Here is a 24,468-nt window from a genome sequence, read left to right as displayed (position 1 = left end):
GCATCAGCCCGCCGTCAGGGACCGGCGCACCAAGTCCAGCCACCCGGGCAGGCCGCCGCGGGCCAGCGCCTTCCGCTGGCGCTGCGCACCGTTGCCCTCCAGCCGCAGCCGTGCGGCCTGCTCGCGGACCCAGCCGCCGTCCCCGTGCTGCTCCAACGCCTCATCGATATGTCGCAGCAAGAGTTCGAGGACATCGTGCGCGGGCCAGAGGGTGGCCGAGTCCAGATGCACCAGTTTCTCCGACAACCCGAACCGGGCCGCCTGCCAGAGCGCCACGTCCAGGTGTTCCGGATGGAAGTTGGTGACCGGGCGCCCCGCGAGGACGGCGGCCTGCTCGGTGGCGACCAGCGCGCGGACCAGCCCGGCCAGCAGCACGCTGTCGGCCGCGGTTAGCTGGCTGTCGGCGGCCCGGACCTCGATAGTGGGGTAGTGGTCGGCCAGCCTTGCCAGCCAGGAGAGGTGCCCGGGATCCGGGACCACCCCGGAGGCGTACAACTGCCGCACGCGGACGCCGTAGTCGTGCAGGTCCGCGAAGAACGGCGGGCAGCCCTGGACCTGCCAGCGGCGGTACATGATGGTGCGCCAGCTGGCGAAGCCACTGTCCGCGTGCCGCCAGTACGGTGAGTTGGCTGCTACCGCCGTGAGCAGCGGGAGCCAGGGACGCAGCCGGTTAAGGACCTGCAGCCGCACCTCCGGATCTGCCACTTCGACGTGGATGTGCATGCCCGTCACGTACTGGTCGGCGATCAGGGCCGGCGCACGCTCGGCGATGCTGCGGTACCTGGGGTTGTCGGTCACGGCTGCCGGGCGCAGGTCGGCGTCGAAAATCACGCCGATGCCGGCCGCGGCCGCGCCCGTTGCCGCGGCGCTGAGGGCCAGCTCGTGACGGAAGTCCAGCAGGGCGTCCGCAGCTTCGGACAGCTGGCGGCACACCGGGGTCGAGGTTTCCACCTGGCAGTCGAGCAACTCGTAGCTCACCCATTCCGGGGTGGTTCCCAGGCGCAGGGCGGCCCGCACCGCCGGGCCGGTCGTCACCGGCAAGCCAGTGCGCGGGTCCATCAACAGGAATTCTTCTTCGATGCCGAACGTTGCCGGGGTGGACGCCGGCGGCGGCGTGCCTGGGGGCCGGCCCACAACCATGGTTTGAGCGTAAGTCCCGCGACCGCACGCTGGCTATGCCGGGGCGGCGGGAATAGCCCGGCGCAAACATGGGTTACACTGGATGGTCCGGGACAGGTAACTGCCCGGCAGCAATGGTTATTTTGATAACTACATACGGGGATGACAGGTTTCGACGATGTTAGTCGCGCCAGGGGAAGCGGGCCGAGGATGCAGAGTTATCTCGGAAACGCTCTCTGCAAACCAATAAGTGCCGAATCTAAGCGCACTGACTTCGCACTCGCTGCCTAAGTAGCGGTGCAAGTCCGTCAGCCCGGGGATGCTCTCGCCCCGGATGCTGGCGTCATTAAGAGAGCCACTGCTGAATACCTTCGCCGTTGGGGTATTCGGGACATTTAGACGGCTGGGCCCGGGTCAACCACCTGTTTGCGGGATGGTTGGGGCCAAGAAAACCCGAAGCAAACTGCGCCCGGAGAAGTCCTGGCAACACAACATCGGACGGGGGTTCAATTCCCCCCATCTCCACTATGTGATGAGTTGGGACATCCTTTACGGATGAGTCGGGTCATCGCTTACACCCCGGTCTTCGGACCGGGGTGTTTTCTTTTGTCTGGGTTGGTAGTTCCGGTCCGGATCTTCGACAAGGCTCATGCTGGCACCCGGAGCAGGTAAACGGTGTCCCGACTCATTTGGAAACGATCACTGGAAACTATGACGGCGCGGCACGCAGCTTTGGTCACGCCTGGTCGCCCGGACGGCTTTAGGATCGTGATGAATTCGAGGCCTTCGAGCGGCAGGAACAAGACGAGTGATTTTGAATGAGCAGAGCGAGCCGGTCGACTTTCGCGCATCGGCCGAACTGATCCTTTCAGGCGACGCCGACGGTCTCTTCAACGCCGCAAATGACCTGCAGCAGATACCCGCGGCTGAAGCGGTCGAAGCCCTGTATCGACTAGCGATTGAGCACGGGGTTAAGGAAGCACACCTCAACTACGGGACCTTTCTCGAAGGGCAGCATCGGACCATGCAAGCCTTGGAGCAATACGAGACGGCACATAGGGCAGGGGACCCGCAGGCGGCGTTAGCCCTGGGGCAGGCCTACCTGAACCTTGGGAAACCGGCCGAGGCGATCAGATGGCTAAGCGACGCCGGTGAGAACCCATCAGTCCCACTCCGGCTGGCCAGAGCATACCGAGCCGTAGGGGATGAAGGCTCCGCAGTTGAAATCCTGCGAAAAGGCAGCGAGCTCAGCGCAGAGGCGGCCGTAGAACTGGTCACCACGACGGATCAGTTGGACCTCGACACATCGATTCAGCTCCTCGAAAGACACCTCGACACCGGTGAGGTTGATGTCCTAATCCCTCTAGCGGATCTCTATTCCAAGGCAGGCAGAAGCGACAAAGAAATCGAACTTCTGCGGCGCAGCGTCTCTGAAGGCGAACCGAACGCACTGCATAACCTGGGCTTGGCGCTCTGGGAATCGGGGCAGGCTAAGGAGGGTAGGGCGCTTCTCAAGCAGGCCGCGGGCCGAGGCGACCAACTATCAGCCCAAACCCTACGCAACATTCGCCGAGCCTACCGCCAAGTCAGGCCGAAAAGAGCTTCGCGGAGGAGATAAGGGGCGCAACCTCCGAGGAAGACACCAAACTGACAAGACGATGTTCAAGAGGCCTTGCTAGCGAGGGGTTCGCCGACAGCCCGCCTGTTGTCATCGAGGGCAGCCACGCGTACGGTCGAAACAGGCGGCCAACTGGTTTTGCCCATTGTGAAGCCCTCTTTCGAGCCACCGGGAGCCTGGTTTCATTCTCTGAAAGGTGGCTCTCATGGAGTCGCACATCAAAACCCACCCCCATGCCCTTTCCATCGCGAGCCTTGATTCGGCCGTGTACTTGGGGCAAGGCACGCACCCGCATCTTGAAGGCCTTGAGGTACCCGGCCTGCCCACCGGCAAGTCGCCCGCGCAGAGGAGCATGCTGGCCGCCGTCCTGTGCAGATCCGGCGAAGTGGAAGCAGCCGAATGGGCTTTGGACCAGGCTAAGGCGGCCAGCGACGAGCAGATCATCGCTGCCCTCTCCTCAGGCTTGTCCGAAGAGGAGGTGGGGGTAGCGGCGGGTGTTTGCGAGTACGCGATCGCCGAGATCGTCGCCGCTCAGGCCCCGCCAAAAGCAAGCTGAGGCGAAGCCAGCCTGAGTGCAGCCTACGTGAGCTCAACATGGTATGAGCCGGTCCGGCGGGGGATCTTCCGCCCCGCCCGCCGCACCCAGGTGGCCGGACATCCTTCCTGGTCTGGGCCGGCAGGCGCTATCGAAGGCGTGCGGTGGAGAGCGAGTATCTGTTCGCCGTGTTGTACCCGGTCTTGGACCCGGTGACCCGCACCCTGATCGTGTCGAAGCGGTCCGTGGCGGTCAACCGGTAGGTCTTGCCGGTGGCGCCGCGGATGGCCGTGCCGGAGCGGTACCACTGGTACTTCAGGGTGGTGCCCGCCGTCCAGGTGCCCGGATACGCGGTCAGCGTGTAGCCCGTCCGCAGCGTGCCCTTGATGACCGGTGCGGACGTGCGCAGGGTGCCCTTGGCAATCGCAGACGTCTTGGCCGAGTACCGGTTCAGGCTGGTGTAGCCGCTCTTGGATCCGGTCACCCGGACGGAGATCTGCTTGCCGGCGTCGGAGCCGGTGAGCACGTAGGTGCGGCCCGTCGCCCGTGAGATCGCCGTGGTGCCGCGGTACCACTGGTACTTCAGCGTGGTGCCCGAGGTCCAGGTACCTGGGTACGCGGTCAGCGTGTAGCCGGGCCGCAGCGTGCCCTTGATGACCGGTGCGGAGGTGCGCAGGGTGCCCTTGGCAATCACGGACGTCTTGGCCGAGTGACGGGTCAGGCTGGTGTAGCCGCTCTTGGATCCGGTCACCCGGACGGAGATCTGCTTGCCGGCGTCGGAGTCGGTGAGCACATAGGTGCGGCCCGTCGCCCCAGAGATCGCCGTGGTTCCGCGGTACCACCGATACTTCAGCGTGGTGCCCGAGGTCCAGGCCCCGGCGCCGGCGGTCAACGTGTAGCCGACCTTGTGGGTTCCGCTGATCGTCGGCGTGGAACTGGCCAGCAAGCCCGGAGCGATCTTGGGCGTCGGCTCGGAGGTGTTGCTGCGGACGGCATAGCCCTCCTGTGACCTGCTGCTCGTCACGGTCACACTCAGCGCGGACCCCAAATCGGCCGGTACGGGGGTGTACGTATCGAAGGTGGCGCCGCTGATGGGCTGGTCGTTGCGGTTCCACTGGTAGCTCTCCACCGTTCCCTCGGGCCAGCCGCGGGTGTCCGCGCCCAGCCGGCGACCGACCAGGGGTTCCCCAGTGATAACCGGGACGAGGCTGAAGTCCAGGGACGAGGTGGCGTCGGCCAACCCGGTTCCGCAGCCTTTGGGGCAGGTGCCCGGAAGGGGACGGGACTTGAGTTTGAGGTGGTTTTCCAGCCGGGCCGGCGTCCAATTCGGACGTGCAGCAAGGATCAAGGCGGCCAGGCCGGCGACGTGCGGTGCGGCCATCGACGTGCCCTGGAGGTAGGAGTAGCCCTCGGCGCCCGGGGTGGTCCTGCCCTGGTTGTATGTGGAGACGATGCCGTTGCCCGCTCCGGTGCTCCCGTCGCCGCCGGGGGCGGTTACGTCGATCATGGCTCCGAAGTTTGAATACGGGGCGCGGTTGCCTTCGCGCCCGCTGGCCGCCACCGTGATGACGTTCTTGCAGTTCGCCGGGGTGGACAGGGAGGCATTCTGGTTCTCATTGCCGGCCGCCACCACGACGGCGGAGCCGGCGTTTACGGCATGGTTCACCGCGGACTGGAACGTGGCGGAGCACACGCTGGAGGCGCCGAGCGACAGGTTGATGACACGGGCCCGGTTTGGATTGAGCGGCACGTCTGGGACTTTGCCTCCTGCCGACCAGATCACGGCGTCGGCTATATCGGACAGGTACCCGCCGCACGCTCCGAGGGCGCGGACGGGAAGGATCTTCGCGCCGGGGGCGACGCCGGCCACGCCCTGACCGTTGCCGGCGACGGCGGCGATGGTGCCGGCTACGTGCGTGCCGTGCCAGGAGGAGTCGTTGTACCCGCAATCACTGGCGTCGTTCCAGTCGCCTTCATCCCGGGGGTCCGGGTCCCGGCCGTCGCCATCGCGGGCATCGGCCGGGTCGGCGATCATGTCGTAGCCGGGCAGCACGTTGGCGTTGAGGTCGCTGTGATCGGTGATGCCCGTGTCGACGACGGCGACCGTGACGCCGTCGCCGCGGCTGACGTCCCAGGCTCCCGGCACGCGCATCCCGGCCGTCTCCTCGAAAAGGTCCCACTGCAGGCCGAAGTGCTCGTCGTTCGGCGTCGTCGACGGTTGCATCCGCTGATCAGGTTCTGCGAATTCGACGGCCGGATCCGCCTCGAGCCCGGCGACCAGTTCCCTGGCCTCGGAGTCGGCGAGGGGCTTGCCGGTGGTGATCACCCGGGCCCCGGTGGCGGTGCCGCGCAGTTCCTTCACGCTGACGCCCAGCTTCTTGGCGGTACGCCCGTAGGCTTTCCCCCTACCGGCGGAGCTGCCCCCTTGCGTGGCATGAACTTCACGATAAATCGGTCGGTCGGCACGTCCCGGGGGCTGAGGTACTTGCTCGGCGCGCGGGGTGGGTCGGACTCAGCGGTGGCCGAAGCCGGAAGGGCGGCGAGCGTTCCGCCGAGGACAGCGGCGGCGGTGAACGAGGCCAGTCCGGCGAGGAAGCGGCGGGGCAGGGGCGAAGGTATGGGGGTCATCCTTACGGGCGGGGTCCCGGGGAGTTGGTGCAGGACGGACGGGATGCGACGTTGCGCCCACGCGGTTGAGTGTAACGATTATGCCCCGGTGGTACAGCCCCTGACAAAGCTCAAACCGGTCATCACCCGGCCGTGGCGGAGTGTGACGGACTCCCGCCGGCCTGTAAAGACCTCAAGCTGGTCTTAAGGCCAATCGGTGGCTATTCACCGCTTCCGCTTGCAAGCCCCTCGCCGCCGGATGTAACGGTTAAGTTGCAACATCCCCAACGATTGGAGCAACACATGTCATCGTTTGCTAAAACCAAGGCACGGCAGCTGGCCGCTGGAGTCTTCGTCGCAGGCGTGGTGACTGCCGGAGGCGCAGGAGCCGCTTCTGCTCACGAAACACAGGATTCGTTCGTGGCCATCACGGCCGAGGACGTAACCATCGTGCCGGCCCCGGTCGAGGAAGCTGAACCGGTCGTCGAGGACGGTCCCGCGGAGGAAACCCCCGCTGAGGAGCCGGCTGCCCCGGCACCGGTCGAGGACGAAGCCCCAACCCCGGACGAGGGTGAAGAGCCCGTTGAGCCCGTCCCCGGGGAAGAGCCGGTAGAGGAGGTTCCGGTCGAGGAACCGGCTCCGGTGGAGGAAGAGCCTGCACCGGCCCCCATTGAGGAGCCGGTCGTGGAAGAGCCGGCCCCTGCTCCGGTTGAGGAGCCGACCCACGCCTGGCAGGCCGTGAAGGCCGAAACGGACGCCGCGTGGAAATCGGCGAAGGCCGAGGCTGATGCCGCGTGGAAATCCGCGAAGGCGGAGGGAAGCGCAGACTGGAAGGCCGTCAAGGCTGAAGGAAAGGCCGACTGGAAGACAGCCAAGGCCGAAGGAAAGGCCGTGTGGAAGACGGCCAAGGCCGCCGAGAAGGGCGTCGGCGAGGTCGAGTAATCCAGCCGGCTCCGCCATCGGGGGCGGCCTCCCTGCGGGGAGGCCGCCCCTCTGCGTGCAGCCGGCCGAGTCCGGCGCAGGGACCGGCGGCGACTCGGCTTGCGATTCGGCTTTCTTCCAAACCTCTCGCCCAGCAGCGCCCGCCGCCAGGGGTCAGTCTCCGGGAAGCGCCACGTCGACGATTCCGGTGAACCTGGTGCCGATGCCGTCATACTCGCTGCGGACCCATCCCGCGGGCAGCTCGGGCAGCTCCGCGGGATCATGGTGCCGACAGTAAACATAGGTGAATTCGGGCCACCATTTCTTGGGCCGGGCAGTCTCGGTATAGCCGCAAATGAAGCACTGCAGCGGTGTCCAGACAGGCCTCTTGCCCGTGCGATTGGCACGCGACTGGGCCAGCCAGGCCGGTGGGTCCGCGTCCATCGCGGCGAGTTCCTCCTCGGAGATGCGGGAGGGGATCCCGTGGCGTTTCGCCATCTCCGGTGGGATATCGAGGAACTGGGCTGCTTCGCGTCTCGTAATCATCACCTACCACCATGGACCGGGAGTCCAGCTGCAGCAACTTCGTGCAGTGCGCCCGCGCCGGGCGCACTGCTCCGCGCCCGTTTACTTCATCAACCTTGCGCCGCGCCGGTCAACCGCCTGGGTCTGGCGGTGTCCGTCGTGTCGCGGGCCGGGTTGCCGGCATAGATGGCGTTCTCCGGCACGTCTTCTCCCTTCATGAGCAACGAGTCGGCCTCGAGTGAGACGCCATCGCCCACCACGGCGCCGTAATTGACGAAGGACTCGACGCCAAAGGAACACCGGTTTCCCACCGCGATGTAGTCCGACTTGAATGTACCGTCTTCCATCGAGTGGCCTTGAAGGGCCGTGCCTTCGTTCAGGGCGCAGTCGTCGCCGATTGAGACAAGTGTTTTCTCGGGGATGTTGCAGCCGGCGTCGTAGAGACGCTTGCCCACCTTGACGCCGAGCATCCTCCAGACGAGTGATTTGAAGGGCGTGCCGTTGAAGGGTGGAGTGGCGAGCATCTTCCACAGACGTTCGTGGTGCCAGAAGTACGGGTCGTAGATCGAGCAGTACTGCGGCTTCAACCTGCGGAAGCCCATCACCAGGCGCTCGACGAGGACGGACAGCAGGACAAGGTAAATGACGAAGCCCAACGTTCCTACGGCAACCGCCAACGCGCCGAATTCATCGTAGATTGTTACGGAGGCTGCGGCGATGAGCGTCCCGGAGAAAAACAGGAACCAGCGCACACCGAGGAAGATTCCCATGGACGCGATATTGTGGCGGTTTTTGGCCGGCAGCCGCCTGTTCTTCGCCTCTTCGATCTTTAGCTCATCGAACCGGCCGTCCCGCTGAACGGAGCGCGGAATCTCGAACGGAGGGGATCCCAGCAAGCCGGTATTTTCCCGGATCGGGCCGTCGACCGGGATCATGACCTTGGTTGCCAGCAAGACGTTCTCGCCAACCCGTGCCTCGAGCGGGAAGGTGAGGTCGTTTCCCAGAAAGTTGCGGCCCGCGATCCTGACACGGGACAGCCGGAACGAGGTGCTCGAGTAATCGGCGTTCATCATGTTCAGGCCGTCGGAGACCATGGTCCCGTATCCGATGGTATTCAGGTAGGGCGAATCGTGTGACACCTCGGGGCCGAAGTTCGACCCTGTCTGCTCCACCTTCTTGCCGAGGTTGTAGCCCAGTGCCTTCAGGTAATGCACGATGTACGAGCTGTCGCCGAAAACATCCTTGTACAGCTTGACGTTCGTCAGCCCGGCAACCATCCGCTGGAGCGTGAAATGCACGCCGTACAGCGGGTAGACCTTGTCCGGCTTGAGAGCGAGGTTCAGGAGCCGGGGGATGGTCAGGACCGCGATGAGGCCGCCGAAGAAGGAGGCAAGGAACAGGGTCAGGGTGATGAGCAGGGTGTCGAGGTAGAAGAACGGATTGTCCATTTTCAGGTGTTCGCTGTCGAGATAGGGCGGCAGCAGCGCTGACAGGCCGATGAGTCCGACCGGCGCGACCAGGACCAGCCGGTTGAAAAGCTGCAGCAGGGTGAAAATGACCCTGCGGCGGGTGCTGCAGCGTACCGGCGGAACCCTGAGGTAATTCGTTGCCGTAGGGACCGCGGGGGAGCCGTGCCAGCGCTGACCGTCCGGTACCGCCTGGCCCGTCTGCAGCGAGGACGCATGGCCCAGCTGAGCGCCGTCGCCCATGGCCGTGTCGATGTCCAGCGTCGTCTTTTGCGACACCAGGACATCGCGGCCCAGCGTCACCGTGCCCGTTTCGATGACGCCGCTGCGGGCGCGGTAGGCGAGGAAGAATGAATTTTTGTGAATGACCGTTCCGTCGCCGATGCTGACCAGGTCGGTGCACACCGGCACCATGCGCGAGAAAATGGCAACGCCCTTGCCGATTTTTGCCCCGAGCGCCCGGAGGTAGAGAACGTAAAGGGGCGAGCCGACGAACAGAACGAGGGGATTGCTCCGATTGAGCGTCTTGACGACCCAGAACCGGATGTAGGCCCAGCTCCACAGGGGGATGCCCTGACGCTTCCAGCGGCCTACCAGAACCCATTTCAGGACAATAGGGGTGACGGACAGTATCAGGAACATCGCGGCGCCGAATCCGACGGATCGCAGCCACATGTCGATCAAGCCGGTTCCATCGGAAACCCAAACGAACGACATGACGAGCAAAGAGGCAGCGTAGGTGGTGTAGCCCAGGAAGAACATCAACTGCGCGACGCCGCACAAGATATGCCGGAGCGCGCTGGGCGCAGGCCGCAGGGCCGGCTCCGTCTCGCCCGCAGGGGTTCCCGACGGCTCGGCCGCGGCCTGGGCTGCCGAGAGGACGACGGCGAGCCGGCGGACAGTCGGATGCTGGTAGATGTCCTGCATTGCCACCGGCGGCAGCGCAGCCCGGCGCCGGACGGCGGCCGAAAAACCGGCCATGAGCAGCGAATTGGCGCCGAGATCGTTGAAAAAGTGTGCCGTGGCGGAGACTTTCTCCACGCCCAGGACCCCCGCGAGGCAACCGGCCAGTATCTCCTCCGCCTCCGTTGCCGGTGCGCTGTACTCGTGAGTGCCGCCGGTGAGCCGGGGTTTGCCGGGCTGCGGCAGCTTCTTCCGGTCGGCCTTGCCGCTGGGCATGACGGGGATTTCGGTGCAGCGCTCGAGGTAGGCCGGAACCATGTAGCCAGGCAGGGTCTCGCTCAGTTTTTCGGCGATGCCGGCCTCGTCGACCGCCGCGGTGTCCTGGCGCAGTGTGTAGTAGGCGACCAGCTCCACGAGTCCGGGGGATGGCTCGTAGGTGCTCACTACCGCCTGGGCGATGCCGGGCACCTGCAGCAGGACGGACTCGATTTCAGTAAGTTCGATGCGGTAACCACGGACTTTGACCTGCGTATCGATCCGGCCGTGGTACTCGATGGTTCCACCCTCGGTGAACCGCCCCAGGTCGCCCGAGCGGTAGATCCGGCCCGAGGGATTGTTATCGATGCCAAGGAAGTCGTGGATAAAGGCCCGCTCGGTCAGATCGTCACGGTTGATGTATCCCCGGGCCAGCCCGATCCCGGCGATCCCGATTTCGCCCAGTTCCCCCGGTGGCAGCGCTCGCGGTTCATCCGGATCGAGGACCACCACCGAGTACGTGGGCAGGGGAGTGCCCAGGGTCACCGGTTTGTCCGGATGGACCGCGTCCCAGGTCGCAGTGACGGTTGCCTCCGTTGGGCCGTAGACGTTCAGGAACCTGCGGCCCGGCCGGTGCCATCGCGTAATGAGGTCACGCGGGCAGGCCTCGCCGGAGACCAGTAGGAACCGCAGGTCGGGCAGGTCCTCGTCGAGGGTGGCCAGCAGCGTTGGAACGCAGCACATGGCGCTCACCCGCTGGTCCCGCAGGAACTGGCCCAGTTCCATGCCAAGCAGGCTGACGCCGCCGGGCTTGGGCACCAGGGTTGCACCGACCATCCACGGGACCCAGATCTCCTCCACCGAAAAGTCGAAGGCGATCGTCATCCCTTGGTAGACGCGGTCCGTCGGCTGATAGCCGTAGACTTCGGCTGCCACGAGCACGAAGTTGCAGATGCTGGGATGGTCGATGGCCACACCCTTGGGGCGGCCCGTCGAGCCGGAGGTGTAGATGATGTAAGCCAGGTCGCCCGGCGGCCCCGCCTGTTCTCCCCGGGGCAGGCGCGAGGAATCCTGCGTGGCCACCAGCGGGTCCTCCTCGTCGAGGCAGAGGATGGTCGCACCCGTTTGGGGCATCCGGTCACGAAGGTGGGACAGCGACAGGACAAGCCTCACGCCGGCATCCTCGACAATGTAGGCCAGACGGTCGGAGGGGTATCCGGCGTCCAGCGGGACATATGCGGCACCGGCCTTCAAGACCGCCAGAATGGCCGTGTAGGACCGGGTTGGCTGGTCAAAGAGCAGCGCGATCCGGTCGCCCGCCCGCGTGCCGCGCGAGATCAGGTACCGCGCCAGCTGGTTCGCCCGGGCGTCGAGCTGATCGTAGGTCAGCGACGACCCAACGCCGTCGACGGCGAGCTGTCCCCCCTCGCCGTCGCGCCGCAGTTCGTCGCAGCGGTCCTCGAAGAGCCGTTCCAGCCTGTCCCCATCGTGCCAACGTACCCTTCCGTTGCCGGGGGCGCCGGTGAGGATGGTGCTGGCAGCCTCGGCGCGGCTGAAAGATTTCGGCCGGTGGCTTGTCTCGGTCAGGCGGCGCCGGGCGCTGCGCCCTGCCGGAGCGCTCATGCCGCTCCCCGCTGTCCCGGTTGCCGGACCGCCTGTACCAGGAAGCCGCAGGCGGCGTGCGTCTCCTGGGCGGGCGTGGGGAAGTGCGCATGTGCCGCCATGGCAGTCCTCCTAGCCTCGGGAGTCGACGACGTGCCGGGCAGTGCGTCGAGCCATGTGCGACGGTCTAGCCATGTGCGACGACGGGCCCCTAGACGACATTGGACGACGTCCGGTGTTACGGCGGCGTTACCGGGCCGAATGCCGCCGACGAGGGCCGCATTGACAACGTTGAACACGGTGGGAAGCTGTAATCGGGGAGAAGCGGGGCAGTTGCTTGGGGGCTACTTGATGCCCTTGGGGGAGGGCACGGAAATGAATGCAACAGAACGCCCGTGGGAGGTCCAACTCCTGGGGGGATGGCAGATTCGCCAGGGAACGCTTCCCGTCAGGGTCACCATCCGGCAGCAGCGCCTGATTGCAGCCTTGGCCCTTCACGGCAGCGAGCCACGCGCGTTTCTGGCCGGCCTGCTGTGGCCGGACAGTTCGGAGAGGCAGGCGGCGGGTAGCCTGCGGGAGGCGATCTGGATGATTTCCCACCAGCTGCCGGGACTGCTGGAGGAGCGCAGGGATCCGCTGGCACTCGCTCCGGACGTCACAGTGGACGTTCACGAAGTCCGCCGGCGGCTGGCCGCCCTCGACGGGGACCGCGGGGTTGGCCAGCGGCCGGCCCTGCTCGACCTGCTGCGCACGGCCGAACTGCTGCCCGGGTGGTATGAGGATTGGGTCATGGCCGAGCAGGAGCGGTGGAGGCAGCTGAGGCTGAAGGCCCTGGAACGCCTCGCCGGCCAGTATCTGGAGCGCGGTGAGATCGACCGGGCGACGGACGCAGCGGGAATCGCCGTCGCCATTGAGCCGCTGCGCGAAAGCGCGCAGCGGCTGTTGCTCCAGGCGCAGATCGCCGAGGGCAATTATGCCCAGGCGCTGCGGGCCTTCGAGGCCTTCAGCTCCCGGCTGCGGAAGGATTATGGGGTGGAGCCTTCGGCCAAGATCATGAACCTCATGGCACCCCTGCTCGCGCCGCCGGCTGCGGCGGACGGCAGATCGGGGCCGGGCAGCCGGCCGCCCGCCTAAAAGGACCAGTGCGCCGCGGGCTATGGCTCCGCGGTCAGGGACGAGGCGTACAGATCCATCAGCGCCGGCAGCCCGCCGGATTCCATGGCCCTGCGCTGCCGGTCGGCGCCGGTGCCCGTGGCGAAGAGCCGCTCGATGCTGGCATCCACCCACGCCGAGTCGCCCTCTTCCTCGAGTGCTGGCCGGATGTAGCGCAGCAGCATGCCCACCACATCCCGTGCCGGCAGCAGCACGCCGGACTCAGGATCCACCAGCCGGTCGGACAGGCCCTGCCGTCCGGCCTGCCAGACGGCGGCGTCCAGAAGCTCCGGCTCGGGCTGCAGGAAGGACCGGGAGGAAGCCTCATCGGTCAGCACCGTGGAGATCAGTCCCCGGACAACCGCCGCGATCAGCACGGAGTCCTGGGCCTCGAGTTGCACGTCGGCGGCACGGACTTCAAGGGTGGGGTAGCGGTCGGACAGCCGTGCCAGCCACGTAATGACACCCCGGTCGATGACCACGCCGGAGTCGACCAGGCGCTGGATCCGGCGCTCGTAGTCCGCCGCGTCGCGGAAGACCGGCGCGCAGCCCTGGATGGGCCAGCGGCGGTAGTGGACGATCCGCCAGCTGCCGAACCCGCTGTCCCGGTCCAGCCAGTACGGTGAGTTGGCGCCCAGCGCCACCACCGCCGGCAGCCACGGCCTGATCCGGTTCAAGGCCTGCACCCCGGCCTCCTTGTCGGGGACGGACACATGCACGTGCTGGCCGTTGACGAACTGGTCGGCCACGATGCCCTTCGCGCTGGCCTTGAGCTGGTGGTAGCGCTCCTTGTCCGTGACCTCGGGGTAGTCGTCCTGGATCCGCGGGGCCGTGCCGGTGGCCGCCGCGCGCACGCCGGTCTTGCGGGCGGCGGTATCGAGCTCGCGGCGGAAGTTGAGCAGCGACTCCTCGGCCTCGGTGAGCGTGGAGCAGACCGCGGTGGCAGTTTCAATCTGGCAAGTGAGCAACTCCCGCTGGATCTCATCCCTGGCTACTTGTACCGAGCCTTCCAGGTTTTCGGCGACCCTGTCCGCCACCGGGGCGGGTAAGCCGGTGGCCGGATCCAGCAGCAGGTATTCTTCCTCAATTCCCAGAGTTGCCATGGGGCACCTTTCTTCTGCCGACGCTCAGACAAGCCGAGCCTAGCCGATCTGCGGGCGGTCATGCTCACGGCCGGGACCGCCCGAACCCTGCCGGACAGCCGTCTGGCGAGGGGCACGGATTGCTCAGGACAGTGGCACGGTCAGGCCAGTTGCCGCGAGCCCGAGCGCCGCGGCGGCGGTGCCCAGCAGCAGGTTCGCCGCGAGATTGACGACGGCGGCGCCCGCCCGTCGCTCTGCCCACAGCTTAACCGTGGCGACGGTGAAGGAACTGAAAGTGGTCAGTCCGCCGGCCAGGCCGCTGGCCAGCGCCAGTCGCCAAGGCTCGGCCAGGCGCCACGTTTCCGCCAGGCCCGGCTCCTGGCCCACCACGCCGCCGGCGACGAGCCCGAGGATGAACGACCCGGTGACATTGACCAGCAGGGTGGCCCACGGCCAGTGCTGCTCCGGCCTCCGGCGGGCTGCCTGCCGGCGGGCGAGCCAGGTGTCGGCGGCGAAGCGCAGCAGGGCTCCGGCGGCGCCGAACAGCCCGACGAGCAGCGCCGTCACGCGGCGGCCGCCCGGGTGATCCGGCGGCCCAGCGTGCGGCCGGCGTGCAGCCCGGCGACGGCGGCGGCCAGGCCCGCGGCCAGGGACAGGCCCAGATACAGCAGCCAGTCGGCGTGGCGGCCCTGCGCCGCCAACTGGTCGACGGCCAGCGCAACGGCGGAGAACGTCGTGAACGAGGCGAGCAGCCCCGGGCCCAGCGCGGCGCGGAGCCAGAACGCGGTGCCGGGACGTTCGGTCCAGAGCGCCGTGAGGACGCCCAGCAGCAGGCTGCCGGCCACGTTGATGGCCAGCGTGGTCCACGGGATGGAGCCGTCTTCGGGGAAGGCAACGCCCAGCAGGTAGCGCGCCTCGGCGCCCGCGAAGCCGCCGACGGCGACGGCGGCCCAGGCGCCCGGGCCCGGCAGTGCGGACGGCGCCGCCGCGATGCGAAGCCGCCCGCGCGGCGTCGTGCTCACGAAGCGAGCCGGCAGCCGGGGTGCGGATCGCCGTGCACCCACAGGGCGGCGGCCGCCTGGTCGCCCAGGTCCAGCTCCCGGCCCGCCCCGTCCGGGCCGAACCGGACCACCAGCGCACCGCCGAAGGGGCGCCGGCCGACCACTTCCACCCGGTCGTCGAGTCCGATCCGCTCGGCGCTGAAGAAGCGCAGGAGGTCGGCATCGGCGTCGCTGATCCGGGTGATCCGGCCGGTGTGTCCGCCGTCGAGTTCTTCCAGCTGCACCGCGCTGGGGACGTGGACGGTGCCGTCCGCCGCCGGGATGGGGTCGCCGTGCGGATCGCGCTGCGGATGGCCCAGCTTGGCCGCCATCCGGTCGATGAACATGTCGGAGACGGTATGTTCGAGCAGCTCGGCTTCGTCGTGGACTTCGTCCCAGGCATAGCCGAGTTCCTGCACCAGGAAGGTCTCCAGGACCCGGTGCCGGCGGACCATGGTCAGGGCCAGCCGGCGGCCGGCGTCGGTCAGTTCGATGGCGCTGTACGGCCGGTGGTCCACCAGCTGCAGTTCCACCAGCTTGCGCACCATCTCTGAGACCGAGGAATTGGCCACCCCGAGCCGGCCGGCCAGCTGCGAGGAGGTGATGGGCTTGTCCTGCCACTCGGTGAAGGCGTAGATGACCTTGACGTAGTCCTGCACGCTGGATGAGCCGCTGCTCAGCGCGGTTTTCCTGGCCGGGGGCATGCGTCTCACTCTCGTCGAACGTGTCAGGACGGCAGGTTGGCGGCGGCGGAGCCGGGCTGCGCGGGGGAGCCCCGCCCCGTGCGGCGCCGGGCCAACTGCCAGATTACCCCGGTCCGCGGCGCGCCCAGGTAGACCACGAGGAAGACCAGGGCCTGGGCCAGGACCACCGCCGCGCCGGTGGCGACGTCCAGGTAGTAGCTGGCGTAGATGCCGGCGACCGAGGCGGCGGCGGTGACGGAGGCGGCGATCGCCAGCATGGCATCGAACCTGCGGGTCAGCAGGAACGCGGTCGCCCCCGGCGTGATGAGCATGGCCACCACCAGCACGATGCCGACCGCCTGCAGCCCGACGACGACGGTGATCGCCAGCAGCCCGAGCAGCAGCACCGACAGCCAGCGGGTGCTGAGCCCGATGGCGTGGGCGTGGATGCGGTCGAAGGCGAACAGCGTCAGGTCGCGGCGCTTGAACAGCAGCACGCACAGCGCCACGGCGCCGAGGATGAGCACCTGCAGCAGTTCGCCGTCGCTGACGCCCAGCACGTTGCCGAAGAGGATGTGCTGCAGGTCGGTTTGGCTGGGCGTCTTGGAGATGATGGCCAGTCCGGCCGCGAAGAACGCCGTGAACACCACGCCGATCACGGTGTCGCCCTTCAAGCGGGTGGAGGATCGCACGCCGCCGATCAGCGCCACCGCCGCCGCGCCGAAGATGAAGGCGCCCAGCGAGAACGGCACCCCGACGATGTATGCCAGCGCGACGCCGGGGAGCACGGCGTGGGAGACCGCGTCGCCCATCAGAGACCAACCCATCAGGATCAGCCAGCAGGACAGCACAGCCGACACGACGGAGGCGGCCAGCGTTACCACCAGGGCGCGGGTCAGGAACCCGTACTGCAGGGGTTCCAGCAGCCAGTTAAACAGCTCCACTGCGTGTTCCTTCCCCCGGACCGGCCAGCGCGGAGCCGAAGGCCAGGGCCAGGTTTTCGTTGGTGAGCACGTCTGCGGGCCGGCCGTGCGCGAGTATTTTCTGGTGCAGCAGGATGGCCTCGTCGCACAGCTGCGGGATGCCGGCCAGGTCGTGGGTGGAAATCAGGATCGTCCTGCCCTCGTCGCGCAGTTCCTTCAGCAGGGCGATCAGGACCGCCTCGGAGGCCTTGTCCACCCCGGCGAAGGGCTCATCGAGCAGCAGCAGGCCGGCGTGCTGGGCTATGCCGCGGGCCACGAAGGCTCGCTTGCGCTGGCCGCCGGAGAGTTCGCCGATCTGCCGGTGCTGCAGGTGGCTCAGGCCGGTGCGTTCCAGGGCTGCGTCGACCGCCTCGCGGTCCCGGCGGCGGGGCCGGCGCATGGGTCCGAGCCGACCGTAGCGGCCCATCATCACGACGTCGCGCACGGAGACCGGAAAAGTCCAGTCGACGTCTTCGGACTGCGGCACGTAACTGGCCAGGTTCAGCTTCCTCGACTGCCGGGGCGACAGCCCAAACAGTTCCACCGTGCCCGACGCCGGGTGGACGAGTCCCATCAGCGACTTGAACAGGGTGGACTTCCCGGAGCCGTTGACCCCGATCAGGCCGCAGATGGTTCCCGGTGCCACCGTGGCGGAGACGCGGTCCAGGGCGACGACGTCGTTGTAGGCCACGGTGAGGCCGAGCACGGAGATGGCGGCGGCGCCGGGCGGGAGGTCGGGGGTGCTCACGGGGCCAGTCCTTCCTTGATCAGGGAGATGTCGTGCCGGATCAGCTCCAAGTGGGTGGGCACCGGGCCGTCCGGTCCCGAGAGGGAGTCCACGTACAGCGGCGTGATGAGGCGGGCGCCGGTGGCGGCGGCGACCTGCTGCATCGATTCCGGGTTGACGGTCGATTCGCAGAACACCGCCGGGATCCGGTGCTCGGAGACCTGGCCGATCACGTCCCTGATTTGCCGGGGCGTGCCCTCGGCATCGGAGTTCACCGGCCAGAGATAGGCCTCACGCAGCCCGGCGTCGCGGGCCAGGTAGGAGAAGGCGCCTTCACAGCTGACCAGGGCCGGAACGGCCGACGGATCGGCGAAGGCCGACTCCAGGCCGGCCATCAGCACGTCCAGCTCCCGTTGGTATTCCGCGCCGTTGCGGCGAAAGTCGGCGGCGTGTGCGGGCAGCAGGCGGCTGAAGGCGTCCACGATATTGTCCACATAGACCTTCGCCGCCTTCGGGGACATCCACGCGTGCGGGTTCGGCTTCCCGGCATAATTCCCGGCGGTGATGCCCACCGGCTCCACGCCGTCGCTGAGGACCACGTGCGGGGCCGGGACTGCATTCAGGAAGCGTGCGAACCAGCGTTCGAGGCCCAGCCCGTTGTCCAGGATGAGGTCCGCGTCCTGCGCCCGCACCAGGTCCGACGGCGTGGGCTGGTAGCCGTGGATCTCCGCGCCGACCTTGGTGATGGACGCGACCTCCACGTGGCCGCCGCCGATTGTGTCGGCCATGTCGGCCAGCACGGTGAACGTGGTCAGCACCAGCGGCCGCTCCGACGCGGCGGCGGACTGCGGCGGCGCCGCACAGCCGGTCGCCGCCAGCACGATGGCAACGGCCAGCAGGAACCCCCTCGCGCAAAGTTTCGGCATGCCTAAATTTTGCAGGACGGCCAGCCTCAAAACAACCGCGGGAGAAAAATGTCCGGGGACCGGGGTCAGATCTTCCTGGCCCGCCAGCTGTGGGTCAGGTAGGGCACGTCGATCATGGCCCCGGGGGAGTGGCCCAGATGGTCGTGCAGGTACCAGTCGAGGTTGCCCAGGACTTTCGCCCGGGTGGCCTCCGTCGCGCGCAGGTAGTAGCTGCGGGTTTTGACCAGTTCCATTACGTCGCCGGTGCTGAGCCGGTCCCGCCACCGGGTCTCGTGCCCTTCCGGCGGGTGGAACTCCGGGCCGACTCGGGGGCGGAAACCGGGCTTGAGCACGTCGCCGGCATGCATGATGCGCGAGAGGCGGTGCACCCACGGCACGCCGGTATCCAACTGGTTCCACACCAGGCCCAGGGTCCCGCCGGGCTTGAGGATGCGGGCGGCCTCGGTGCTCGCCCGCAACGGATCGGTCCAGTGCCAGGCCTGGGCCACGGTGACCACGTCCATGCCGGCGTCGGGGAGGCCGGTGTCCTCGGCGGTGCCCGCCACGGTGGCCACGCCCGGAAGGTTCCGCTGCAGCTGCGCGAGCATGTCGGCCGAGGGATCCACCGCAACCACCCGCAGCCCGCGTGCGGCCAGGGCGGCGGTGTACTTTCCGGTGCCGGCTCCCACGTCGGCGGCATCCCGTGCGCCGGCCGGCAGCAGCCAGTCGACGGCGTCGTCGGGGTAGCCGGGACGGATGCGGTCGTAGTGTTCGCCGCCCTGCTGGAAGGCGTCGGCGTAGGCGCGCCGCCGCTCATCGTCCATCCGGGGGCCGCTGTGTGCCACGTGGTGCTCCTGATGCGGCGGCGTGCTACCGGCCCTCGCCGGCGGCCTCGATGCTGCCGGCCGCTTCGTCGTCGTACGCTGCCGCGGCTGACCCGGCGGGGCGCTGTCCGCGCAGTTCGGGGTTCAGGCGGTGCAGGGCCTCGACGTGGAGCAGGCCGTTGGTGGCCAGCGCGTTGCCGCCGAACGGGCCGTCTTCGCCCTCCAGCGAGCTGAACCGCCCGCCGGCTTCGGTCACGATCGGCACCAGGGCGGCCATGTCGTAGAGGTTCAGTTCCGGTTCGCAGGCGATGTCCACGGCGCCCTCGGCCACCAGGCAGTAGGACCAGAAATCGCCGAAGGCCCGCGTGCGCCAGACGGATTCGGTCAGGCCAAGGAAGTCGTCCAGGTTCCCGCGTTCCTTCCAGCCGCCCAGGCTGGAGTAGGACAGCGACGCGTTCTCCAGCCGGTCCACGGCGGAGACCTGGAGCCGGGTCGCGGTGGCCAGCGAACGTCCCGTGTAGGCGCCGGTTCCCTTGGCGGCCCACCAGCGCTTGCCCAGTGCGGGCGCGCTGACCAGCCCGACCACCGGCTGCCCCTCGTCCACCAACGCGATCAGGGTGGCCCAGACCGGTACGCCCCGGACAAAGTTCTTGGTGCCGTCAATCGGGTCGATGATCCAGCGGCGGGCGCCGTGGCCGCTGCTGCCGAATTCTTCGCCGAGCACGGCGTCGCGCGGGCGGGAGCGGGAGAGTTGCCCGCGGATTGCCTCTTCGGCGGCACGGTCGGCGTCCGTGACCGGCGTCAGGTCCGGCTTGGTCTCCACCTTCAGGTCGAGTGCCTTGAAGCGGGCCATGGTCTGCGCGTCGACGGAGTCGGCCATCACATGGGCCAGGCGCAGGTCGTCGTTGTAGCTTTGCGAAGCGTGGGTCATAGGTTTCAACCTATCGGTAAGTGAAGTGCGGACGCGGGAGGCGGAGCTGCAGCCCGGCCGGCGGCCCTTAGACGGTGCCGAGTTCTTTGGCCTCGGGGCGCTCTTCGGCGCCCAGCAGGCGGCGCAGCGACGCAAGCCTCGCCGCCCCGGCGTCGCCGGCCCCGCCGTCAGCGACGTAGGGGTCCAGCCCGCAGCCCACGGCGGCGGCGTCGTGCTTGCAGCCGCGCGGACAGTCGGCGGTGCCGGGCTCCAGGTCGGGGAAGGCGGACAAGATCCGGTCGGGGTCCACATAGGCCAGACCGAAGGAACGGATGCCCGGGGTGTCGATGATCCAGGTGCCGGCGGGCGAGTCCTGGACCTTCAGCGCCAGGGCCGACGACGACGTGTGCCGGCCGCGCCCGGTGACGGCGTTGACTCCGCCGGTGGCGCGCTGGGCCCCGGTGAGCGCATTGACCATGGTGGACTTGCCGACGCCCGAGTGGCCGAGAGTGACGGTGACCTTGCCGTCGAGATAACCGCGCAGCGCGGCCACGGCCTCGGTATCGAGCCGCGCGGACAGGCCCTCGTCGGAGCGGGTGTCCACACCGAGGGCGTCGGCAGCGGCGGTGCGGCTGACGATCACCGGCAGCTCCAGGTGCTCGTAATTGGACAGCAGCTCGGCGGGGTCCTTCAGGTCGGCCTTGGTGACGCACAGCAGCGGGCGGATCCCGGCGTCGTACGCGGCCACCAGCGCCCGGTCGATGAACCCGGTGCGGGGTTCGGGGTTCGCCGCCGCCACCACGATGACCAGCTGGTCGGCATTGGCCACCACCGCACGTTCAACCGGATCGGTGTCGTCGGCGCTGCGGCGCAGCAGGGTGCGCCGTTCCTCCACCCGGACCAGCCGGGCGAGGCTGTCGGGTTCGCCGGAGACATCGCCGACCAGGGCCACGAAGTCTCCGGTGACCACCGGCGTGCGGCGCAGTTCGCGGGCCCTGGCCGCGACGACGATGCGCTCGCGGGGAGTGTCTTCATCGACGACGGCGGTGTAGCGGCCGCGGTCGACGGTGACGATCCGCCCGAGCTCCGCATCCTCGTGGGCCGGGCGGTCCTTGGTGCGCGGACGGGAACCGCGCTTGTTCGGGCGGATGCGCACATCCGATTCGTCCCAGCTGCCGGTGCTGCGCGACACCGTCAGCCCTCGCTGGCCGAGGCCGCCGGGGCAACGGTGAACATGTCCTGCCACAGCTGCGGGAACTCGGGCATCGTCTTCGCCGTGGTGCCGATGTCCTCGACCTCCACGCCGCGCACGGCCAACCCGAGGATGGCGCCGGCGGTCGCCATGCGGTGGTCTTCGTAGGAATGGAACAGGCCGCCGTGCAGCGGCTTGGGCCGGATGAGCAAACCGTCTTCCGTTTCCTCGGCGTCGCCGCCCAGCCGGTTGATTTCCGCCACCAGGGCCGCCAAGCGGTCCGTCTCATGGCCGCGCAGGTGGGCAATGCCGCTCAGGCGGGACTCGCCGTCGGCCAACGCGCACAGCGCCGCCGCGGTCGGCGCCAGCTCGCTGGTGTCGGCGAGGTCGGCGCCGGTGATCGAGGCGCCGCCGGTGACGGACAGGGTGCCGTCCTCCAGCGTGACCGTGGCGCCCAGCCGCGGCAGGATGTCCCGCCAGGCGTCGCCCACCTGGGTGGTGGCAGTGGGCCAGTTGGGGATCCTGACCCGGCCGCGGGTGGCCAGGGCGGCGGCCAGGAACGGGCCGGCGTTGGAAAGATCCTGCTCGATCCGGGTGTCGAAGGCCCGGATCGGGCCCGGGGAGACCACCCAGTGGTTGGGGGTGGAGTCGTCGACGCGCACGCCCAGGTCCCGCAGCAGCCGCACCGTCATGGAGATGTGATCCAGGCTCGGCACGCGGTCGCCGGTGTGCTCGAGGTGCAGTCCGTCGCGGAAACGGGGACCGACCAGCAGGAGGGCGGAAACGAACTGCGAGGAGGCGCTGGCATCGATCGCCAGGTGGCCTCCGGCCACTTCACCCGCGCCGGTGACGCGGAACGGCAGGCTGCCGAGCCCGCGGTCGTCCACGCCCACGCCCAGCCGGCGCAGTGCGTCGATGGTGGGGGACATGGGCCGGCGCCGCGCCGCCGGGTCGCCGTCGAACTCCACGGCGCCGCTGCACAGCGCCGCCAGCGGCGGCACGAACCGCATGACCGTGCCTGCCAGTCCGCAGTCGATGCGGGCAGCGCCCAGCGGGCGCGCCGGGTCGATCGGTTCCACCAACAAGTCCGGGCCGAACCGGCCGTCGCCCTCGGTCTCCGTGATGCCGGCCCCCAGGGACCGCAGCGCCTCCACCATCAGAACGGTGTCCCGCGAGTGCAGCGGGGAGCGCAGCCGGGAGGGGCCGTCGGCCAGCGCGGCGAGCACCAGATAACGGTTGGTGAGGGACTTGGAGGCGGGGACTTCTACTGTTGCATCGATCGGCCGCTCCGCGAAGGGGGCGGGCCAGTGGTTGGCAGCATGGGGCATTGCGTTCAGGATGCCACCACGTCCGCCGTGGCTTCGCGCACCGCGCGCTCGGCCTTCTTCAGCTGCTTCCGGGCGTCATGGCCGATAGAACCGGCATTGCGGCGGGCGTCTTTGCCGATGGAGCGGACGTTGCGCCGGGCGTCAGCGGCAAGGTGCTCGGCCCGCCACACCAGGCCGGGCCGGCCATTGGTATCCACAGCGGCGAGCAGGACCGCACCGATCAAGGACAGATTCTTCAAGAGGTGGTTGCGGCGGGTGCGCCTGGCTTCCGGAGTTGCGGAATCGGCGGCGCGGTAATCCACCACGGTATTGAGGGCTGTGGTGCCGGCCAGTACGGCAGCCGCGAGCCGCGAGAACTTGCCCATGCCCAAGAGCACACCTGCTCCCACCTGGGCCGCGCCGATAGCGCGGGCCATCAGCTTCTCCTGCCCGGCCAGGGCGCCAGCCGCGGGAAGGACGGATTCTGTCTGCTGGACCAGCGGCCGCAGGGACACCGCGGTTTCGTCGGTGTGGCGCAGACGGTCTATTCCGGTAGCTACAAAGCTTGTGGCCAGCAGCGGGCGGGCGGCAAGGCGGACGATTGACATGGAAGCCTCCTGGCTGTCAGCGTGCGTCGAAGGATCTGCGCCTTTCCCGGAGCCAGGCCCCGGGAAGGTGGCACTGGACACTAGTCTGGCACTTTTGTTGGCACCGCACACCTTGCGGGGCCGTTTACCGCGGCCGGCGGGGAATAGTTGCGGCTCGTCGGCGGTTAGCCATGAGAGGAAGGCCGGTGCATTGTCTCCGGCCGGCAAGGTGTCGAAACGGAGGGAGATCCTGTGCCTACAGCGCTTGCCGAACGGGGCCGCGCAGGCCCGGTTGCCGGCGCTGCGTCCGCCCCGGCGTCAGGGCAGCCCAGCGTAGACTGGGAGCCAATGACGACTGAGAATTCGGACGCCACCCAGGACCGCGCCATCCCCGCCACGGCGGGGGAGCCGGATCAGGTCGACGTCCAGACGGAAACCGCCGACCAGCGCCGTGCCCGGTTCGAACGCGACGCCATGCAGTATGTGGACCAGCTCTATTCGGCGGCGATGCGGATGGCACGCAATCCCAGCGACGCCGAGGACCTGGTGCAGGAGGCCTACACCAAGGCGTTTTCGGCCTTCCACCAGTACAAGCCGGGCACCAATCTCAAGGCCTGGCTCTACCGGATCCTGACCAATACGTACATCAACCTCTACCGGAAGCGGCAGCGCGAGCCGCAGCAGTCCAACACGGACCAGGTCGAGGACTGGCAGATGTTCCAGGCTGCCGCGCACACCTCCTCCGGGCTCCGCTCGGCGGAAGCGGAGGCGCTGGACCACCTGCCGGACTCGGACGTGAAGAACGCCCTTCAGGCGATCCCGGAGGAATTCCGGCTGGCCGTCTACTTTTCGGACGTGGAGGGCTTCGCGTACAAGGAAATATCGGAAATCATGAACACCCCCATCGGCACCGTGATGTCCCGCCTGCACCGGGGACGCAAATTGCTGCGCGAACTGCTCGCAGATTATGCGCACGAACGTGGCATGTCAGGCACCAAGGACAAGAAAAACGCCGCGGCGGCGGTGGGGACACAACAGGAGAACGGCACATGAGCGACTGCCACGGACTGGGCGACTGCGAAGACGACCGGATGCAGCGGATCTACGAGTACGTCGACGGCGCACTCTCCCGCGATGACCTAGCGGAGATTAAGGCGCATCTGGACAGCTGTCCCGAATGCGCCGAAGAACACAACCTGGAGTGCCTGATCCGCTCGGTGGTGAAGCGCTCCTGCCAGGAGCACGCACCACAGACGCTCAAGGAACGGATTCTGGACAGGATCAGCCACATCAGGGAAACCGACACCGTGTAACGGGCCTGCCGCGTCCTGGCTGCAGGGAACGCGCAGGGAACAACGAAAGAACCCCCGCCGCCCAAACCGGGTGCGGGGGTTCTTGTCTCAGCAGCCTCAGCCGCGCGGGCTGTTGGCGACTGCTTAGGTGTTGGGGCGCTTGCCGTGGTTTGCGCCGCCGCGCTTACGGTCGCGGCGCTTGCGTGCTCGCTTGCTCATGGGCTGCCTCCTTTGCTGGACGAAAAAGAACTGCG

The 24,468-nt window shown here is 67.9% G+C and carries 23 protein-coding genes and 1 other RNA gene; 7 read left to right on the top strand and 17 right to left on the bottom strand.

The features are described 5' to 3' along the window. Window positions 1-3 precede the first annotated feature (3 nt). Entirely contained in the window at window positions 4-1,140 is a 1,137-nt protein-coding gene (locus tag AC5RVV_RS04435; protein WP_494000179.1) for a carboxylate-amine ligase, read from the bottom strand. A gap of 137 nt (window positions 1,141-1,277) precedes the next feature. Between AC5RVV_RS04435 and ssrA the strand changes: the two genes are divergently transcribed. The 3 genes from ssrA (at window position 1,278) to AC5RVV_RS04420 (ending at window position 3,293) form a co-directional block, all read left to right on the top strand. Continuing rightward, window positions 1,278-1,647: a transfer-messenger RNA gene (ssrA, locus tag AC5RVV_RS04430) on the top strand. 280 nt (window positions 1,648-1,927) lie between these two features. After that, window positions 1,928-2,737, top strand: a complete 810-nt coding sequence (locus AC5RVV_RS04425) for a tetratricopeptide repeat protein (RefSeq protein WP_494000178.1) — start codon at window positions 1,928-1,930, stop codon at window positions 2,735-2,737. Between the two features lie 205 nt (window positions 2,738-2,942). Then, a complete protein-coding gene (locus AC5RVV_RS04420) occupies window positions 2,943-3,293 on the top strand; it encodes a hypothetical protein (RefSeq protein WP_494000177.1) in 351 nt (116 codons plus the stop codon). A gap of 127 nt (window positions 3,294-3,420) precedes the next feature. Here AC5RVV_RS04420 and AC5RVV_RS04415 read toward each other — a convergent pair whose 3' ends face one another. After that, on the bottom strand, window positions 3,421-5,634 hold the full coding sequence (locus AC5RVV_RS04415) for a S8 family serine peptidase (RefSeq protein ID WP_494000176.1): 2,214 nt from the start codon (window positions 5,632-5,634) through the stop codon (window positions 3,421-3,423). Window positions 5,635-6,182: 548 nt separating this feature from the next. On the opposite strand from AC5RVV_RS04415, the gene AC5RVV_RS04410 reads away from it, so the two are divergent. Beyond that, window positions 6,183-6,821, top strand: coding sequence for a hypothetical protein (locus AC5RVV_RS04410; protein WP_494000175.1), 639 nt, complete (start codon window positions 6,183-6,185; stop codon window positions 6,819-6,821). Between the two features lie 153 nt (window positions 6,822-6,974). Here AC5RVV_RS04410 and AC5RVV_RS04405 read toward each other — a convergent pair whose 3' ends face one another. Both AC5RVV_RS04405 and AC5RVV_RS04400 read right to left on the bottom strand, forming a co-directional pair. Next, window positions 6,975-7,346: a hypothetical protein gene (locus AC5RVV_RS04405; protein ID WP_494000174.1), complete on the bottom strand. Its 372-nt coding sequence runs from the start codon at window positions 7,344-7,346 to the stop codon at window positions 6,975-6,977. Window positions 7,347-7,435: 89 nt separating this feature from the next. Beyond that, window positions 7,436-11,572, bottom strand: coding sequence for a Pls/PosA family non-ribosomal peptide synthetase (locus tag AC5RVV_RS04400; RefSeq protein WP_494000173.1), 4,137 nt, complete (start codon window positions 11,570-11,572; stop codon window positions 7,436-7,438). 354 nt (window positions 11,573-11,926) lie between these two features. On the opposite strand from AC5RVV_RS04400, the gene AC5RVV_RS04395 reads away from it, so the two are divergent. Next, window positions 11,927-12,685 carry an AfsR/SARP family transcriptional regulator gene (locus tag AC5RVV_RS04395; protein ID WP_494000172.1) on the top strand — a complete coding sequence of 253 codons (759 nt, stop codon included), beginning with the start codon at window positions 11,927-11,929 and terminating at the stop codon, window positions 12,683-12,685. 20 nt (window positions 12,686-12,705) lie between these two features. On the opposite strand, the gene AC5RVV_RS04390 is transcribed toward AC5RVV_RS04395, so the two are convergent. The 12 genes from AC5RVV_RS04390 to AC5RVV_RS04335 form a co-directional block, all read right to left on the bottom strand. Next, window positions 12,706-13,806 carry a carboxylate-amine ligase gene (locus tag AC5RVV_RS04390; protein WP_494000171.1) on the bottom strand — a complete coding sequence of 367 codons (1,101 nt, stop codon included), beginning with the start codon at window positions 13,804-13,806 and terminating at the stop codon, window positions 12,706-12,708. A 123-nt stretch (window positions 13,807-13,929) separates the two neighbouring features. After that, window positions 13,930-14,352 (bottom strand): fluoride efflux transporter FluC, encoded by a 423-nt coding sequence (locus AC5RVV_RS04385; protein ID WP_494000170.1) that lies wholly within the window; start codon window positions 14,350-14,352, stop codon window positions 13,930-13,932. Continuing rightward, window positions 14,349-14,807, bottom strand: a complete 459-nt coding sequence (locus AC5RVV_RS04380) for a fluoride efflux transporter FluC (RefSeq protein ID WP_494000169.1) — start codon at window positions 14,805-14,807, stop codon at window positions 14,349-14,351. Before AC5RVV_RS04380 ends, AC5RVV_RS04385 begins: the two co-directional genes overlap by 4 nt. Then, window positions 14,804-15,529 carry a metal-dependent transcriptional regulator gene (locus AC5RVV_RS04375; protein WP_494000168.1) on the bottom strand — a complete coding sequence of 242 codons (726 nt, stop codon included), beginning with the start codon at window positions 15,527-15,529 and terminating at the stop codon, window positions 14,804-14,806. The genes AC5RVV_RS04380 and AC5RVV_RS04375 overlap by 4 nt, the downstream gene beginning before the upstream one ends. 23 nt (window positions 15,530-15,552) lie before the next feature. After that, window positions 15,553-16,452, bottom strand: a complete 900-nt coding sequence (locus AC5RVV_RS04370) for a metal ABC transporter permease (RefSeq protein WP_494000167.1) — start codon at window positions 16,450-16,452, stop codon at window positions 15,553-15,555. Further along, window positions 16,439-17,218 (bottom strand): metal ABC transporter ATP-binding protein, encoded by a 780-nt coding sequence (locus AC5RVV_RS04365; RefSeq protein ID WP_494000166.1) that lies wholly within the window; start codon window positions 17,216-17,218, stop codon window positions 16,439-16,441. The genes AC5RVV_RS04370 and AC5RVV_RS04365 overlap by 14 nt, the downstream gene beginning before the upstream one ends. Beyond that, window positions 17,215-18,123 carry a metal ABC transporter substrate-binding protein gene (locus tag AC5RVV_RS04360; RefSeq protein ID WP_494000165.1) on the bottom strand — a complete coding sequence of 303 codons (909 nt, stop codon included), beginning with the start codon at window positions 18,121-18,123 and terminating at the stop codon, window positions 17,215-17,217. Before AC5RVV_RS04360 ends, AC5RVV_RS04365 begins: the two co-directional genes overlap by 4 nt. Before the next feature lie 65 nt (window positions 18,124-18,188). Further along, on the bottom strand, window positions 18,189-18,947 hold the full coding sequence (locus AC5RVV_RS04355; protein ID WP_494000164.1) for a class I SAM-dependent methyltransferase: 759 nt from the start codon (window positions 18,945-18,947) through the stop codon (window positions 18,189-18,191). A gap of 25 nt (window positions 18,948-18,972) precedes the next feature. After that, a complete protein-coding gene (gene hisN, locus AC5RVV_RS04350; protein WP_494000163.1) occupies window positions 18,973-19,857 on the bottom strand; it encodes a histidinol-phosphatase in 885 nt (294 codons plus the stop codon). Window positions 19,858-19,924: 67 nt separating this feature from the next. Next, window positions 19,925-21,028, bottom strand: coding sequence for a ribosome small subunit-dependent GTPase A (gene rsgA, locus AC5RVV_RS04345; RefSeq protein ID WP_494000162.1), 1,104 nt, complete (start codon window positions 21,026-21,028; stop codon window positions 19,925-19,927). A 2-nt stretch (window positions 21,029-21,030) separates the two neighbouring features. After that, the gene (gene aroA, locus AC5RVV_RS04340) at window positions 21,031-22,356 is read right to left on the bottom strand and encodes a 3-phosphoshikimate 1-carboxyvinyltransferase (protein WP_494000161.1); all 1,326 of its coding nucleotides are present in this window, start codon (window positions 22,354-22,356) and stop codon (window positions 21,031-21,033) included. 5 nt (window positions 22,357-22,361) lie between these two features. Beyond that, window positions 22,362-22,943: a DoxX family protein gene (locus AC5RVV_RS04335; RefSeq protein WP_494000160.1), complete on the bottom strand. Its 582-nt coding sequence runs from the start codon at window positions 22,941-22,943 to the stop codon at window positions 22,362-22,364. Window positions 22,944-23,270: 327 nt separating this feature from the next. On the opposite strand from AC5RVV_RS04335, the gene AC5RVV_RS04330 reads away from it, so the two are divergent. Both AC5RVV_RS04330 and rsrA read left to right on the top strand, forming a co-directional pair. Then, a complete protein-coding gene (locus AC5RVV_RS04330; RefSeq protein ID WP_494000159.1) occupies window positions 23,271-23,975 on the top strand; it encodes a sigma-70 family RNA polymerase sigma factor in 705 nt (234 codons plus the stop codon). Beyond that, window positions 23,972-24,235 (top strand): mycothiol system anti-sigma-R factor, encoded by a 264-nt coding sequence (gene rsrA, locus AC5RVV_RS04325; RefSeq protein WP_493979048.1) that lies wholly within the window; start codon window positions 23,972-23,974, stop codon window positions 24,233-24,235. Before AC5RVV_RS04330 ends, rsrA begins: the two co-directional genes overlap by 4 nt. A 123-nt stretch (window positions 24,236-24,358) precedes the next feature. Here the strand turns inward: rsrA and AC5RVV_RS04320 are convergent, their stop codons facing one another. Next, window positions 24,359-24,433, bottom strand: coding sequence for a 50S ribosomal protein bL37 (locus AC5RVV_RS04320; protein WP_369299106.1), 75 nt, complete (start codon window positions 24,431-24,433; stop codon window positions 24,359-24,361). Window positions 24,434-24,468 lie beyond the last annotated feature (35 nt).

Source organism: Arthrobacter sp. MDT2-34-1 (assembly GCF_059091365.1).
The sequence above is the reverse complement of the archived record's forward strand: the minus strand, read 5'-3'. Positions and strand labels throughout refer to the sequence as shown.